Source organism: Herbidospora yilanensis, from assembly GCF_001570565.1.
GTDB lineage: Bacteria > Actinomycetota > Actinomycetes > Streptosporangiales > Streptosporangiaceae > Herbidospora > Herbidospora yilanensis.
This window is the reverse complement of the sequence record NZ_BBXE01000015.1, coordinates 330,102-345,419: the sequence shown is the minus strand read 5'-3', so window position 1 is coordinate 345,419 and position 15,318 is coordinate 330,102. Positions and strand designations below refer to the sequence as shown.

The following is a 15,318-nucleotide window of genomic DNA, read 5'->3' as shown; positions in this document are numbered from 1 at the left end:
CCCGACGACCGTCCGCCGCCACCACTGCCACCGCCGCCGCCGAAGAACCCGCCGCCGAGGATGCCGCCGCCCGAACCTCGGGAGGCCGACGGCCGCGAGGCCCAGCCGCCCGAACGGCCGCTGAACCAGCCGCCGCCACCGCCGCCGCCGCTACCGCCGCCGCCCGAAGAGGCGCGGGCGGGGGCCGCCGGCGCGGATGGCCGGGTCGTGGCCGGCGGACGGCTCAGGTTGAGGGGCGGAGCCGCGCCGGTCCGGGGCGCGGGCACGCCGGTCTTGCGCCGGGCCGCCTGCTCCGGGTTCTCCAGCGGGGCGGGCTGGCCGTTGGCGCGCACGCCGACCCGTTCTTCGCCGCGGACCTTGCCCTGGGCGACCCCGGCGGCCGTCTGGGCGGCCCCGGCCGCGCCGCCCGTCGCACCGGCGACCGCGGCGTTGAGCATCGGCTCGGCCTTGCGCAGCCCCCAGCGGCCCACACGGGCCGCGGCGACCGGCGGCAGCGCACCGGCGGCCCGCTGGAGCGTCGGGGCCGTGGCGGCCTCGCCGAGCACGCGGGTCGTGAAGGTGGAGCCGCTGAGCGAGGAGAACAGGTGCTGGAACGGCCTGCGGTAGAAGAACACCGCCAGCGTCAGCAGCGCCATGAACATGATCTGCATGCCCCACGGCAGCGGCGTGGAGATGATCAGGGCGTAGCCGTAGACCAGCACGCCGAGCACCAGCGCGAGCACGGCCTGTCTCAGCAGCGTGCCGACGAGCATCTCCACCCAGCGCATCGCGATGATGCGCCCGGTGCCGGGATGGACGCCGATCAGCAGGAAGATCGGGCCCATGATCAGCAACAGCAGGAAGCCGATCTTCAGCACCAGCAGTGACACCGCCACCAGGAAGATCAGCAACCCGGCGACCATGGCCGCGATGAACGCCCCGATCGCCACGCCGAGACGGCTGGTCCAGTCTTTGCCCTGGAGCAGGTAGAACGACGGGCTGGCCCGCAGCGGCTCGGCGACCTTCTCCTCCCAGGCGCGCTGGTGGGCGTCGCCGCCCGGCGACTGCTGGGCCGACTGCTCGGCCCGGGTGAGCGCCTGGAGTTCGAGGGTCTGCTGGCCGTACTGCGCCACGATCGGCGAGGTGGGGTCGGCGGTGCCGAACAGGCCCATCAGCCACGGCTTGCAGACCAGGGTCGACCAGAGCGCGTCGGCGTTCTGCGCCACGCCCGGCGTGCCCGGCTGGCCGTAACCGCCGCCGGTGACCGGCGGGACGGCCGCCGGAGTGGCGGCGTCGGCGGCGTTACCCGCCGGGGTGGTGGGCGGCGGCAGGCAGGACGCGCCGCCCGCGCCCGGCAGGCCCGCGAAGGCCGAGTTGACGATCTCGGTGGTCTTGTCGGTGACGGTCTTGCCGACGCCGGTCAGGTCCTGGGGGCGACTGAAGAACCAGGTGGCGACCGTGACCGCGACGACCATCCAGATGACCGCCTCGGCGGTCGTGGTGGCGCGCTTGCGCAGCAGGCCGTACCAGGCCAGCCAGATCGCCGCGATGATCACTATCGGCCGCAAGAACGGCCAGTACATCGCGTCGGCCAGGTTGGTGACGATGTCGTCGACGACGTTCTTGATGGGCAGCAGCGGGCCCTCGGTCGCGGCGGCCTCGTACGTCGTGATGGTCAGCCGGTCGACCGCCTTGGCCCACGAGAAGATCGCGTTGGCCCAGGCGTTGCCGATGACGGCCGCGACGTCGGAGCAGCCGAGCTCGTAGGTGTGCCAGAACTGGCCCGACATGCCGTAGGTCTCGTAGTTGGTCAGCGGGGCCACCTCGGGCGCCTTGACCGACGTGCCGGCCCCCGCTCCGAGGCCGGCGCCGGCGGCGGCGCCGGTGTCGCCCACATCGGGCGGCGGGGGTTTGACGAGCCCGTCGACACCCGAGCCCACCACCTCTGGCGAGAGGGCGGCGGACATGTCACAGATCCCGTCGGCGTGTGCCACCGACGACCCGACGATGACCGGCGACGCCACGAAGAACGTGACGAACACCAGCATGAGCAGGGCGACCCTGCGTTTCACGAGCGCACCTCCCGCGCGACCCCCGAACGACCCGAACCCACCTTGTCCTGCTCGACCTCATCCGGCTTGGCGTGCGTCGGATTGGTGTCGAGCCAGCGCAGCAGCTCCTCGGAGATCAGGTCGACGCCGATCCGGCCCGCCCGACCGTCGAGGTCGCGGAAGACGCACTCGCCGTTGCGCAGCGAGCGCAGCACGCCCTTGTGTTCCTCGTTCGGATCGACTCCCAGGAGCTCCAGTACGTGCTCCACCTCGACCCGTTCGGTCGAGCGGAAGGCGAACACCGAGGAAAGGCAGTTGGTGACCTGCTCGTTCAGCAGGTCACCCGCGTTCTGGGACACCAGCACGAGTGCGGTGTTGCGCGACCGTCCCATGCGGGACACCTCGGGCACCAGCTTGGCGCCCTCGGGCGTGGACGTGATCGCCCACGCCTCGTCGAGGAAGATCGCTTTGGGGGTACGTCTGTCGAGCCCGTTCATCAGCCGCCGGGCGAACTGCGAGACCAGGTAGAGCAGGGCGACCGACAGCCGCTGCTCGTACGAGTAGTCGTCGCGCCCCGTCGCCGCGTCGGGCAGCGTGAGGCCGCCGAGGGTGAACACGGTGGTCCAGCCCTCGGTGTCGATCTGGTCGCCGCCGGAGGGGTCGAAGCACAACCGGGCGAGGTGCATCTCGGACATCGACCGCAACACGGCGCCCAGGTTCTTCGACGCGGCGTCCTCCGCCCGGTCGAGGTGGTCGATGACCTTCCCGAGCGACGGGTCGGGCTCGTTGGCGACGGCCGCGACGGCCTGCACCATGGCCGACTCGCGCTCCTCCGACATGCGCGGCAGCAGGAGCCGCAGCGTCTCGGTGGCCATCGTCTTCTTCGCGGCCAGGTCGTCGCCGAACGAGAACGGGTCGAGCAGCCCCGGCGCGGCCGACCCGAGGGGGATCGTGCGGGCCTGCCGTCCGCGCCGCCGCAGGAGCTGCACCAGCGACTCGGCGTCGCCCTTCGGGTCGATGACCGCGACGGTGACCCCGCGCAGCGCCATCTGGTAGATCAGCAGCAGCGCCAGCGTGGTCTTGCCGCCGCCGGGCTCGCCGGTGATCGCGATGGCCGTCGGCCGGTTCTTGGTCGCCGCCACCAGCGGGTCGAAGTGCACGATGGAGCGTGCCCGGCCGAGCGTCTCGCCGATGTAGGGCCCCAGCCAGCCCGCCTCGTCGGCCCGGTCGCCCAGGTCGACCGTGGCGGTCGCCATGCCGCCCGCGATGGTGCGCAGCGGCTGCCGCTGGGCGTAGGCGTTCACCCTGACCTTCTCGCCCGGCAGCGCCTCGCAGAACAACGAGAACTGGTCGCCGGTCGAGTTGACGACGTCGATGCCCATGTCGCGGTAGTGCTCGATGACCGCCTCGACCCGCTGGACGCACATCTCCTCGGTCGGCGCGCTCACGCTCATGCGGTGCCAGCCGTAGACGAACGGCAGGCGTTCCTTGGTGATGCCGTGTTCGAGCATGCGGGCGGCGTCGATCTGCTCGGCCAGCGCCAGCGGGGCCTCGGCACCCGCCTCGCGGATGTGGATGTCCATGTCGCGCGCGTGGGCCAGCTTCCTGGCGACGTCTCTGGAGGCGCGTACGGGCGGGATGAGCCGCATCCGGGAGGAGATCTCGACCGGGAAGGGGAGCTGGTCGCTGAAGTGCATCCAGGGCTCGCCGTCGGGGAACGGCATCAGGTCGGGGAACCGGGCGAACGACAGGTGGGCGACGTAGGAGTCACCGCCGGGCTGCTCGATCCGCAGCAGCGACCTGCCGTTGTGGATCTGACCCTCGACGAGGGCCTCGATCTCGCCCCGGCCCCACTTGCGCCGTTTCGACGCCGACGCCGGCGGGTCGCCCAGCGCGCCGGTCGCGGCGTGCTGGAACAACCAGGCGACCTCCACGGAGGTGGCGTGCCGCGCGTAGAGCGAACCGGAGGCGAGCGCGCGGCCGAGCCGCTCGGCCGAATCGGTCCATTTCGCGACCTCCTTCTCCGGCACGTGGTCGTCGTCGAGCCCCAGGTTCTTCTCGGTCTTCTGGTAGAAGCCGAAGAGCTGCGCGAGCACCCCCTCGCCGAGCTGCGCGCCGCGCGGCCCGAGCCGGACCCCGAGATAGACCTCCTTGGACCAGAAGTCCTTGGCCCAGACGTGGCGGTACATCTCTTCGAGGTAGTCGCGCCAGCCCGGCCCCTCGTCGGAGGTGGCGTTGAGGGCCATCGCCCACTCGGCCGCCGGGTAGGTGCGGTGGGCGACCCGCAGGTGCACCTCGGCGTCGGTCATCCTGATCGCGGCCAGCGCGATCGTGATGTTGTTGGCGAGCGCCTCGCGCTCCTCGGGCGTGATGAACTCGTAACTGACCGTGGGCAGGCGGAAGTAGGCCCAGGCAGCGGAGTCGGTGAGCAGGATCCGGTCGTCGAAGTACCGGACCGCCAGGCGACTACGCGCCCGCGACGCCCTAGCCAACGAAGCTCTCCCCTCTCGCCGTGGTCAACCCGCTCGCGACAACCCCGGCAAGGGCAACGTACGCCCTGCGGCCGCCGCTGCGAAGGTCATTGAGGTCGACTTGTCCTGGTTCGGCCAGCTCGTCTTCCCACGGGACCCTCACGATCGCCCTGCACCTTCCGCGCGCGACCGTCTCGGCCCGCTCGACATCGGCCATGCTCCTTCGCGACACACCGTTGATGACCACGACGGCCCTGCGCCGGAGGTCGGCGCAGCCGTGCCCGTCGAGCCAGTCGTAGGTCATGGCGACCGAGTCGGGCGCGTCGGCACTGGCCGGGGCGACCAGCACGAGTTGGTCGGCGTAGGGCAGCAGCCGCGCCGCCAGCGCGGCGGCCGGGTCCATGAGGATGATCCGGTACTGCTGGTCGAGCAGCCGCATCGCGCGGGCAATGCGCTGGTCAGAGAACCAGCCGCGGTCGCCGATGCGCTGCTCCGCGCCGGGGTCGACGTCGGCCGCGAGCACGTCGAGCCCGGAGTCGGTCCGGGTCGTGTAGTCGCGCACGCGGGTGCCGACGTTGTCGACCGCCGTCAGGAACGAACTGAGCGTCTCGGGCGTCTCGGGGCTGACGCGCCCGGTGAGCCCGTCGCCCCCCGAGTTGGCGTCGACGGCGACGACCCCGTCCTCACGGAGCCGGGCCAGCGAGTGCCCGAGCAGCAGCGTGGTCGTCGTCTGCCCCGCCCCGCCCGTGCAGCCCAGCACGACGATGCGCCGGCTGCCGTTGATGGTCGTGCGGGCCCGGTCTTCGTCGTTGTCGCCGTCGGACCCCGCGACGACCTGCGACACCCGCCGCCACGTCGCCTCGGAACCCCGCTCGGCCGGAATGAACGGCGCCGGCGGCTGCCCCTTGCGCAACCGCTCCTTCTGCCAGTCGACCGCGGGCGCGGGCGCCTCCGGCTCGACGGCGGAATCGGCGGAGGCCGCCAGCCTCCGCAACCTCCGCAACGCGTCGGGCCGTATCGGCGGCGAGGAGACCTCCTCGGCGGGACCCTCGGCGGCGGACGCGGGCACCTGATGCTCGGCGTGCCCGGGTTCGGCCGCCGGCTCACCCCGGCGGGGCTCGACGACCGGCACGACCTCGGGCGCCTCGGCCACCGGCTCAGGCTCCACCCGCGCGGGCGGCACGGCCGCCTCGGGCGCGCCCGCGGCATGCCTGCCCACCCGGCCCGACGCCGCCTCTTCCCTGGCCGGCTCACCCGCGGAATGCCGGGCGGCCCGCGCCGACTCAACCGGGGTCTCATCCTGTACGGACCGGGCCACGCCCGACTCACCCGCGTCCGGCCCGGCGGCCTCGACCGGCTCGACCCTGGCCGCGGAACCCGGCTCGGCCTTGGCCACCGGCGACCACGAGAACTGTGGCGACGCCGTCTCGGCCTGAGATGGCCGGGTGTCGGTCTCCGCAGCCGAGGGCACGGGAACATCGGCACCCCGCGACCCGACACCGGGCGACGCCGTCTCGGCCTGAGAGGACCGGGCCTCGGTCTCCGCGATCGAAGGCGCCGGAACATCGGCACCCCGCGACCCGACGCCCGAATCCGGACGCGCGGGCACATCAGGAGCCTGCGACCGACTTGCCGAAACCGGGCGTGAAGGCACATCGGGGGCTTGGGACCCGCTCACCGGAACCGGGCGCGAAGGCGCATCGACACCCCGCGACCCGTCCGCCGGAAGCCGGGACACGCCGGACGTCTCCGGCCGGGCACCCTCGTCGGGAACCGGCCACACGGGCACGTCGGAGGCCTGCGGTGAGCGGGCATCGTCGGGAGCCTGCGGCCCGGGGGCCGCCGGGCGCGCCGGCGCAGCGGGCGTCTCGGATCGGCTCGGGCCTTCGGCGGGCGCGTCGGAAGGCCGGGCCGTGGGCACGCCGGCGTCTCCCGGCCGGGCCGGGCCGCCCGGCACCAGGCGCATGGGCACGGTGGGTGTCTTCGGCCGGGACCCGGTCTCGGGGCGGTCGGGGGTCGTCGGCTGGTCGGACGGGTGGGCGAGGAGGGCCGGTCGCAGCGGGTTGGCGGCGAGCGGGCGGGAGCGGTCCTTGGCCGGGTCGGCGGCGGGCTCCGTCACCGGGCGGATCAGCCGGGGGGGCTGGCCGAACGTCGCGGGGCGGCGGGCCTCCGGGAGGGCGGTCTGCTTGTCGTCCGGGTGGCCGATCAACCGGCGGGCGGGTTCGGGGGACGCGTGGGCCGTGGTGGTCAGCGGGGGCTTCACGCGTACCGGGATCTCCTCGACCACCGGCGCGGCGGCCGCGGCGGCGGCGGCCACCGCGGGGCGGACCGTCGCGCGCTGGGGCTCTGGGGCGCGCTTGGGCTTCTTGACCCGCACCCGCTCGGTGCCGGCCCGCCAGACCTTGGCCTGGAAGTCGATCACGTCGGGCTCGCCCGAGGGCGCGAGGCGGCACCACGTCTTGGGCTCGGCGAAGTAGCGGGTCTGCGACTGGAGAAGTTCGGTCAGTCGTTTGCCCTCGATCACGGGACGAGTCGACAGCCATGTCACGATCCCGGGCGGAACCAGATAGATCACATGCCAGGGCGCGTCGAAGGGCAAACCGACCACTTGGAGGAGGACCCACCAGAAGGCGGAGACGCCGACGAAGACACCGATCCAGACGATGGGCAGCGGCATGGGCAGCCGGAGATCGTAAAGCTTGTAAAGCCGCTTCTCAATTCGCCAGATATTGGTGTATGTAGGCAGATCCATCCGAATCCTCCTCTCCGCACGTGCCAAAGGTCACTGGATGCCGAGCGCCCCCGCGATCGCCTTGGCCGTCACCTCGATGATGTTCGGCACATAGAAGATCACACCGATGGCGATCGCCAGGATGATGAACTGGACGAACCGTGTGATCTCTCTGGTGAAGAGGAAGAACAGCGCCACGACCGACACGATCACCAAGAACAACGGCGCGAAGAAACGGCGCAGGAACTCGGCCAGGCCTTCGGTGTTGAGCCCGGTGCCCGACCCCGGCGCGGGGGACGGCGCGAGCGCGGTCACGGTCTCGACAATCGTTTGGAGAATCAATTCTCGCCCTCCCGGGGGTGTGGATCAGCGACGTCGTGGTCGTTCATGCGCTACCCCACGGACCGGCTCGCGCCCTGGACCTGCCGGACGAGCCACTTGTCGCCCTGCTTCTCCATGGTGAGCTGGTAGGCCTGTTCCAGCAGCGCGGGCTGCGCGGCCGGATCGGCGGCGTCGTCGGTCGGCACCGCGGCGGCGTCGGCCGCCGTGATGGACCAGGTGACCGTCACGGTGACATCGCGGCCGGTCTCCCCGCCGAGCGGCGCGACCACGCTGTTGAGCTGGGCCAGGGTGAACTGCCCGCCGAGGCCCTCGATCGTCGCGCCGTCGGCGGCGTAGAGCTTCAGCTCGGCGGCGTTGCCGGAGGCGTAGGCCCGGAAGAACCCTTCCAGCGTCTGGCGTAGCTGGTCTTCGAGGTTGGCGTCGCGGTCGGGGGCCGCGATGGCCGGCAGCCCGGCCGCGCCCCCGGAGGGCAGCAGGGCGGGCAGGCCGGACACGACGAACCGGCCGTCGGCCTGGAAGATCGGCACCGACAACAACCAGCGCCGCGCGCCCGACTGGAAACTGACCTGCACCCGCGCGTTGTTCGCGTCGGCGACCTCGATCGAATGGAATTGAATGGCGCCGGCCGCCATGCGCCCGAACCCATTCCAGCCGAATCGCCTTTCGACCCCGTCGGCGAGAAAATCGGTGAGCCGGGTGTCGCGCTGTTCTGGATTCGTTCCGTCGAAATTCAGATAAACGGCGGCGAACTGATTCGCGAACGCCGCTCCCTGCTGCACCGGGAAACCGGAATCGGCCGGTGCGGACGGTGTGCCGATGGCGCCCTGATTCGACGTGAAACGCTCGAACGGCGCCCTGACCCCGTTGACGACGATCACCACGATGAGCGCCCACAACACGGCCCGGCCGGTCCAGACGAGCCAGCGGCCCCCGCCGCCGCTCCAGCCCCTGCGCCGCAACGGCTCCCGGTCAGACAACGGCGGATCCGTAGGAGGGTATGACTCTGGGTCGCCAGCGATCCGAGGATCCTGCTGGACGGTTGACCTGCGAGCCATCACGCCTCCGCTCGCGCCGATCCCCCCGGCTGGCGCGGTGTCGTCTTACTCTCGATCCGGTTATCCATGTTGAAGTAATCACCTTAGCGGCCTCGCCAATTGTTCCAGGAAAGCCACGCCCATGCTGCAGGCATCGCCGTAACCGGCCAAACCGAGTGTGCATGACACCGAGAGTGCCCGTACCGGCATGGATGACTACATAACGACGTTTGCGCAGGCCACCGTGGCAAAATGTAACCCGCGAGCCATCAGGAGGTAACCAAACGGCTCTGACACTCAGTCCGGCATCCCGCACTCGTAGTGGAAACCCGCCGCGTGATCATCCTAGTGGCCGAGGCCGCCGTCCAGCGCTCCTATGACGTGCGGTGGTGTCGCAGGGCGACGTACAGCAGGACGAGGGCGAGCGCCCATTCGAGGCCGAGCCCGGTGCCCACCCCCACGGCGTCACGGACCGAGAAGTGGTCGAAGTGCCGGACGTGGAAGAGGAAGTGGGTGCCCGCGTAGACCACGTAACCGGTCAGCGCCGACACGACCACCCTGCGCTCCATCACCGAGGCGGCGTAGAAGAGCATGGCGGTCAGCGCGAGCCCGAGCCCGCCGACGTCCGAGAGCAGGTGCTCGTTGTACGGCGGGTCGAGGCTCACCGTCGGGAAGTCGTCGTAGAACGAGCGCGGGAAGACGTACTGCCAGACCGAGACGAGGGCCTGGAGCGCGGCCAGGGCGAGCAGCCCGGCGCGCAGCCGTTTGGCGGTGGAGTTCATGCACAGGCGACATGCCGGGCGGCCACGATCGTGACACGGCCCGGTGTGAGGATCGTCACGGGCGCACGATGTCACGAAGCCGCCGCCGTTCCCCGTCGCCCTTTCCGAACACGAGGAGAGGAGCGGTCATGAAGATCGCGGTGGCCGGTGGAACCGGCGTGGTCGGGCGGTACGTCGTGGCGGCCCTGCGGGCGCGGGGGTACGAACCCGCGGTGCTCTCGCGGGCCACGGGGGTCGACGTGGCGAGCGGGGCGGGGCTCGACGCCGCGCTGGCAGGGGCCGAGACGGTCGTCGACGTCAGCAACATCACCACGACCGGCAAGTCGGCGGCGGTGACCTTCTTCGACAGGGCGGGCCGCAACCTCGCGGCCGCCGCGGGGCGGGCCGGGGTGCGGCACCTCGTGACGTTGTCGATCGTGGGCGTCGACCGGGTCAGGCTCGGCTACTACGCGGGGAAGCTGCGGCAGGAGGCGATCGTCAAGGAGGGGGCGGTGCCGTGGACCATCCTGCGTGCCACCCAGTTCCACGAGTTCGCCGGCCAGGTGCTGGGCGGCGTCCCCGGGCCGGTCGCGCTGGTCCCGAGCGGACGGGTGCAGCCCGTCGCCGCCCGCGAGGTGGGCGAGGCGCTCGCCGGCCTCGCCCTCGGGGAGCCGCGGCGGATGGCCCCCGAACTGGCGGGCCCGCGAGTGGAATCGCTGCCCGACATGGCCCGCCGTCTCATCGCGGCGGGCGGGGCGCGCAGGCGGCCGGTGCTTCCGGTCTACTTCCCCGGCGGGATGAGCGCCGGGGGCCTGCTGCCGACCGGTCCGGGGCCTCGTGGCGCCCAGACCTTCGACGAGTGGCTGGCCACTCCGAAGGCGTAACGGAAGAAGGGTTTTCAGACGTTGAAGCGGAACTCCACGACGTCGCCGTCGCGCATCACGTAGTCCTTGCCCTCGATGCGGGCCTTGCCGACCGAGCGGGCGGCGGCGACCGAGCCGGCCTCCATCAGGTCGGCGAAGGAGATGACCTCGGCCTTGATGAAGCCGCGCTGGAAGTCGGTGTGGATGACGCCCGCGGCCTCGGGGGCGGTGGCGCCCTTCTTGATGGTCCAGGCCCGGGTCTCCTTCGGGCCGGCCGTCAGGTAGGTCTGCAGGCCGAGGGTCTCGAAGCCGACCCGGGCGAGCTGCGACAGGCCCGACTCCGACTGGCCGACCGACTGGAGCAGCTCCAGGGCCTCCTCGTCGGACAGCTCGACCAGCTCCGACTCGATCTTCGCGTCGAGGAAGACGGCCTCGGCGGGGGCCACGATGGCCGACAGGCGGGCGCGGAGCTCCTCGTCGACGAGTTCGTCGGCGTCGAGGTTGAAGACGTAGAGGAACGGCTTGGCCGTCAGCAGGTGGAGCTCGCGCAGGTCGGTGAGGTCGGTGCCGGCCGCGTAGAGGGTGGTGCCGCCGTCGAGGACCTTCATGGCGGCCTCGGCGGCCTCCAGGGTGGCCTTGCGGTCCTTGTTGGTGCGGGACTCCTTCTGGAGCCGCGGGATCGCCTTCTCGATGGTCTGCATGTCGGCGAGGATCAGCTCGGTGTTGATCGTCTCGATGTCGCGGCCGGGCTCGACGCCGCCGTCGACGTGGGTCACGTCGGGGTCGCCGAACACCCGGATGACCTGGCAGATCGCGTCGGTCTCGCGAATGTTGGCGAGGAACTGGTTGCCCCGGCCCTGCCCCTCGGAGGCGCCCTTGACCAGACCGGCGATGTCGACGAACTCGACCTTGGCGGGCAGGATCTTCGCCGAGTCGTAGATCTCGGCGAGCTTGGCGAGCCGGTCGTCGGGCACGCCCACGATGCCCACGTTGGGCTCGATCGTGGCGAACGGATAGTTGGCCGCGAGGGCGTTGGCGCTCTTGGTCAGCGCGTTGAAGAGGGTGCTCTTGCCGACGTTGGGGAGGCCGACGATCCCGATGCTCAGGCTCACGGAATTCGAGTCTATTGGAATCCGGTACGCCGCTCGTCAAACCCCATCGTGGGCAAACTCTGGGTCGTGGCGGGGTATGCGGAGGGCGAGCCTCCCTCTTCTGCCGGGAAAAGCCTGGGATCATCCAGGACGTGGATGTCCTGGCTCTCGCCCTCCAACTGCTGGTGGGCCTGGCGGCCGGGCTCGCCATCGGGTTCGTCGTCGGGCGCGCCCGATCGGCGGGCGCGAACGCCGAGGCCGCCGTCAAGCTCGCCGACGCCGAAGCGCGCGCCCGGGCGGCCGAAGAGAAGGTGGTGTACGTCGAGGAGCAACTCGCCGAGCGCTTCCAGGCCCTGTCGGCCCGCGCGCTCGACGTCAACAACCTGCGTTTCCTCGAACTCGCCGAGAACCGCCTGAACACGACCAGGGCGGAGGCGGCCGGCGATCTCGACCTGCGCCGCGAGGCCGTGGAGAACCTCGTGGGGCCGTTACGCGAGACCCTCGCGAAGGTCGAGGAGCAACTCCGCGAGAGCGAGTCGGGGGCGCGGGTGGCCCGCGCGGAGCTCGCCCAGCAGATGGAGTTCGTCCGGCACAGCTCCGAGCAGCTCAAGTCGCAGACCTCGGCGCTGGTCCGGGCGCTGCGGCGGCCCGAGGCCCGGGGACGCTGGGGTGAGCTGCAACTGCGCCGGGTGGCGGAGATCGCCGGGATGGCCCGGTTCTGCGACTTCGACGAGCAGGTCACCGCGATGACCCCCGACGGGCCGGTGCGGCCCGACATGATCGTCAGGTTGAGCGGCGGCAAGAACATCGTCGTCGACTCGAAGGTGTCGCTGGCGGCCTATCTGGAGGCGTCCGAGGCGGGCGACCCCGACCTGGCCGGCGCCCGGCTCGACGCGCACGCCCGCCACCTGCGCGACCATGTCGACCGGCTGGCGGCCAAGACCTACTGGCAGGCGTTCAGCCCCGCGCCCGAGTTCATGGTGCTGTTCATCCCGGGCGAGGCGTTCCTGGCCCCGGCGCTGGAGCGGGACCCCTCGCTGCTCGAATACGCGATGAACCGGCGGGTCCACATCGCGACCCCCACCACGTTGATCACGATGCTCCGCACCGCGAGCTACGCCTGGCAGCAGGCGGCGCTGAGCGAGAACGCCAAGGCCGTGTTCGACCTCGGCAAGGAGTTGTACGACCGGCTCGGCAGTCTCGGACGGCAGGTCGACGGTCTGGGAAGATCGTTGGCGCGGGCCGTGGCGGCGTACAACAGGACGGTGGGCTCTCTTGAGAGCCGCGTGCTGGTGAGTGCCCGCAAGATGACCGACCTCGGCCTGGTGGAGAGCCTTCTGCCGGCCCCGCAGCCGGTCGAGGAGTCGCCACGGTCGTTGTCGATGCCCGAACTCGTCGGGGACGACACCGGATATGACGGTAGCTTGAGCCACCAGGGAGGGGGGCCGGAGAGATGAAGGTGACCGCGCGCGGCGCCATCACGCTGCTGTTCTTCGTCTGTCTGCTCGGACAGTTCACCCTCCCGGGGCCGTTCTTCCTCGTGGGGGTGCTGGCGGCGGTCTGGCTGGTGAACCCGCGCGACCTGCTGACCCTGGTGGTGTCCCCGCCCCTGGTCTTCTTCGTGTCGGCCCTGATCGTCGAGATCCTGAGCGCGCTGGGCGCCGACTCGGCCCTCCAGTCGCTGGGCCTGGGCATGTTCACGACCCTGTCGGCGGCGGCGCCGTGGTTGTTCGCCGGATCGGCGCTGGCCCTGGGCCTGGCCTGGTATCGGGGGTTGCCGCAGAGCGTGCGCGCGACCCGCGAGGACATGAAGAGCCGGGTCCCGGCGCCGCGCAAGAGCAAAGAGGAGTTCGACGCCGAGCCCGAGGGCTACTTCGAACCCAAGGTCTACGGCACCGCGAAGGAAGACCGCCCCCAGGTCTGACGGCCCGGGGGCTGGCGGGCCGTCAGGCCCGCAGGTCCTTGCGGAGCTCGTGGGGCAGCGCGAAGCGCATCTTCTCGGTCACCGACTCGATCTCCTCGACGTCGCCGAAGCCGTGGGCGGCCAGCTTGGCCAGCACGCCCTCGACCAGGATCTCGGGCACCGACGCGCCGCTCGTCACGCCGACCGTCGTGACGCCGTCGAGCCACGCCGGGTCGACGAACGTGGCGTCGTCGACGAGGTAGGAGGCGTCGGCGCCGTAGTCGAGGGCCACCTCGACCAGGCGCTTGGAGTTGGACGAGTTCGACGACCCCACCACGATCACGAGCTGGGCCTCGGCGGCGATCTCCTTGACCGCCGTCTGGCGGTTGGACGTCGCGTAGCAGATGTCGTCGCTGGGCGGGTCGATCAGGTTCGGGAAGCGGTTCTTGAGGCGGGTGACCGTCTCGGTGGTCTCGTCGACCGAGAGGGTGGTCTGCGACAACCACACGACCCTCGACGGGTCGCGCACCTCGACGGTCTCGACGCCGTCGAGGCCGTCGACCAGGCGGACGTGGTCGGGCGCCTCGCCGGCCGTGCCCTCGACCTCTTCGTGGCCCTCGTGGCCGATCAGGAGGATGTCGTAGTCTTGCGCGGCGAAGCGCTTGGCCTCGTTGTGCACCTTGGTGACCAGCGGGCAGGTCGCGTCGATGGTCTTCAGGCTCCGCTGGGCGGCCTCCTGGTGGACCGCCGGGGAGACTCCGTGGGCCGAGAACACGACGATGGCCCCCTCGGGGACCTCCTCGGTCTCGTCGACGAAGACGGCGCCGCGCTCTTCGAGTGTCTTGACGACGAAGGTGTTGTGGACGATCTGCTTACGCACGTAGATCGGCGCGCCGTACTGCGCCAATGCCCGCTCCACGGCCTCTACCGCCCGGTCGACGCCGGCGCAGTAACCGCGCGGCTTCGCCACCAGGACACGACGGCGATCTGTAATGGTCGCGGGGGTCTGTGACGTCATGGTCTCATGCTACGTGGATGGTCTGCAGTGGCTTGACCTCCGCCCGCGCCAGTCTTGCCAGACTGCGACATCAACGGAATATCTCCTGGGAGCTGCCCATGTCCCTCTTGCGTACGATCACGAAGCCCATTCGCGAGGTCTATAACAACCGTGACGAGATATCACAGAAGGTGAAAGACCTGCCCATGCTGGCGCTCCAGGGCGCGCTGAGCGGTGTGGGTCAGGCGCTCCTCCTGGGCGACCGGGTCCGCACCACCCTGAAGCGGGTCACCGGCAACGCCCCGGCCGAGGAGCACCCCACCGATCCCTCCCGGCCCGGCGTGAAGTCCGTCTCCGACATCGCGGTCGAGGAAGAGGAGGAGAAGAAGCCGCGCCGCGAGCCGGTCATCTTCGCGCCCCGTCCGGCCAAATCGGACAAGCCCGAACCGGTCATCTTCCAGCCGGGGGGTAGCGCCCCCAAGGGCGACCGCCTGGTCGCCTCGGGCGCGAAGGCTGAGGAGACCCCTGTGAGCGAAGCCGCGAAGGCATCCACCGAGACCACGCCCCACGCCGCCACCGACCCCGCCCTCGCGGAACCGGCGAAGGCCGAGAACACCGAGGAGAAGGTCGCCGAGACGGCCGACCACGAGGCGACCACCCCCGCCGCCACCCCCGAGGCCTCCCAGAAGGCCAAGGAGAAGCAGGAGGAGGAGCCCACCCCCGTCGCCGCCGAACCGCAGGGGCAGAAGACCACCGAGCCCTCCTCCGACCCCGCGCTGGCCGCCGAGCCCGCCGTCCCCTCGAAGATCCCGCCGGCGCCCAAGCCCGCGAAGAAGACGCCGGGCGAGCCGGTCACCGACACGGCCGTCCCCGAAGTCACCCCGGGTCACGCCGAGGAGCCCCCGGCCCGGGACCTGCCCGCCGAGCCCATCCCCGGCTACGCCGACCTGACCTTCGCCTCCCTCCGGGCCCGGATGCGCGGCCGGTCGAAGGAGGAGATCCAGAGCTGGATCGACTACGAGAAGGCGAGCACGGCGCGCCCGGAGGTGATCCGGATGTTCGAGAACCGGCTGGCGAAGCTGGAAAGCTGAGCAG

12 protein-coding genes are annotated in these 15,318 nt (G+C 71.1%); 4 read left to right on the top strand and 8 right to left on the bottom strand.

Annotation, left to right across the window (positions count from 1 at the left end):
- From AW273_RS07890 to AW273_RS07865, 6 genes are all read right to left on the bottom strand, one after another.
- The coding region (locus AW273_RS07890) for a type IV secretion system protein (protein WP_062346697.1) at positions 1–2,051 on the bottom strand (2,051 nt) is incomplete at its 3' end.
- Positions 2,048–4,522 (bottom strand): ATP-binding protein, encoded by a 2,475-nt coding sequence (locus AW273_RS07885; RefSeq protein WP_062346695.1) that lies wholly within the window; start codon positions 4,520–4,522, stop codon positions 2,048–2,050. The genes AW273_RS07885 and AW273_RS07890, both read right to left, overlap by 4 nt.
- Entirely contained in the window at positions 4,515–7,253 is a 2,739-nt protein-coding gene (locus tag AW273_RS07880; RefSeq protein ID WP_083949585.1) for a TcpE family conjugal transfer membrane protein, read from the bottom strand. Before AW273_RS07880 ends, AW273_RS07885 begins: the two co-directional genes overlap by 8 nt.
- Before the next feature lie 30 nt (positions 7,254–7,283).
- On the bottom strand, positions 7,284–7,547 hold the full coding sequence (locus AW273_RS07875; RefSeq protein ID WP_232327174.1) for a hypothetical protein: 264 nt from the start codon (positions 7,545–7,547) through the stop codon (positions 7,284–7,286).
- A 77-nt stretch (positions 7,548–7,624) separates the two neighbouring features.
- Entirely contained in the window at positions 7,625–8,551 is a 927-nt protein-coding gene (locus tag AW273_RS07870) for a conjugal transfer protein (RefSeq protein WP_232327173.1), read from the bottom strand.
- Between the two features lie 431 nt (positions 8,552–8,982).
- Positions 8,983–9,390, bottom strand: a complete 408-nt coding sequence (locus tag AW273_RS07865) for a hypothetical protein (protein ID WP_062346686.1) — start codon at positions 9,388–9,390, stop codon at positions 8,983–8,985.
- A 128-nt stretch (positions 9,391–9,518) separates the two neighbouring features.
- On the opposite strand from AW273_RS07865, the gene AW273_RS07860 reads away from it, so the two are divergent.
- Entirely contained in the window at positions 9,519–10,253 is a 735-nt protein-coding gene (locus AW273_RS07860; RefSeq protein ID WP_062346684.1) for an SDR family oxidoreductase, read from the top strand.
- Between the two features lie 14 nt (positions 10,254–10,267).
- Here AW273_RS07860 and ychF read toward each other — a convergent pair whose 3' ends face one another.
- Positions 10,268–11,344, bottom strand: coding sequence for a redox-regulated ATPase YchF (gene ychF, locus AW273_RS07855; RefSeq protein ID WP_062346683.1), 1,077 nt, complete (start codon positions 11,342–11,344; stop codon positions 10,268–10,270).
- 131 nt (positions 11,345–11,475) lie between these two features.
- On the opposite strand from ychF, the gene AW273_RS07850 reads away from it, so the two are divergent.
- Together AW273_RS07850 and AW273_RS07845 are read left to right on the top strand one after the other, a co-directional pair.
- Complete coding sequence (locus AW273_RS07850) at positions 11,476–12,780, top strand: DNA recombination protein RmuC (RefSeq protein ID WP_083949584.1); 1,305 nt, start codon at positions 11,476–11,478, stop codon at positions 12,778–12,780.
- Positions 12,777–13,247 (top strand): DUF6542 domain-containing protein, encoded by a 471-nt coding sequence (locus AW273_RS07845; RefSeq protein ID WP_062346678.1) that lies wholly within the window; start codon positions 12,777–12,779, stop codon positions 13,245–13,247. The genes AW273_RS07850 and AW273_RS07845 overlap by 4 nt, the downstream gene beginning before the upstream one ends.
- Positions 13,248–13,269: 22 nt before the next feature.
- On the opposite strand, the gene AW273_RS07840 is transcribed toward AW273_RS07845, so the two are convergent.
- On the bottom strand, positions 13,270–14,244 hold the full coding sequence (locus AW273_RS07840) for a 4-hydroxy-3-methylbut-2-enyl diphosphate reductase (RefSeq protein WP_062346677.1): 975 nt from the start codon (positions 14,242–14,244) through the stop codon (positions 13,270–13,272).
- Positions 14,245–14,342: 98 nt separating this feature from the next.
- Between AW273_RS07840 and AW273_RS07835 the strand changes: the two genes are divergently transcribed.
- Positions 14,343–15,314, top strand: coding sequence for a DUF8129 domain-containing protein (locus AW273_RS07835; protein WP_157555627.1), 972 nt, complete (start codon positions 14,343–14,345; stop codon positions 15,312–15,314).
- The last annotated feature ends 4 nt before the right edge of the window (positions 15,315–15,318 follow it).

Excerpts from the sequence above, each read along its gene's own strand:
- AW273_RS07845 (WP_062346678.1), top strand. The coding sequence starts at position 12,777 with ATGAAGGTGACCGCGCGCGGCGCCATCACGCTGCTGTTCTTCGTCTGT.
- AW273_RS07860 (WP_062346684.1), top strand. The coding sequence starts at position 9,519 with ATGAAGATCGCGGTGGCCGGTGGAACCGGCGTGGTCGGGCGGTACGTC.
- AW273_RS07840 (WP_062346677.1), bottom strand. The coding sequence starts at position 14,244 with ATGACGTCACAGACCCCCGCGACCATTACAGATCGCCGTCGTGTCCTG.
- AW273_RS07835 (WP_157555627.1), top strand. The coding sequence starts at position 14,343 with ATGTCCCTCTTGCGTACGATCACGAAGCCCATTCGCGAGGTCTATAAC.
- AW273_RS07865 (WP_062346686.1), bottom strand. The coding sequence starts at position 9,390 with ATGAACTCCACCGCCAAACGGCTGCGCGCCGGGCTGCTCGCCCTGGCC.
- AW273_RS07880 (WP_083949585.1), bottom strand. The coding sequence starts at position 7,253 with ATGGATCTGCCTACATACACCAATATCTGGCGAATTGAGAAGCGGCTT.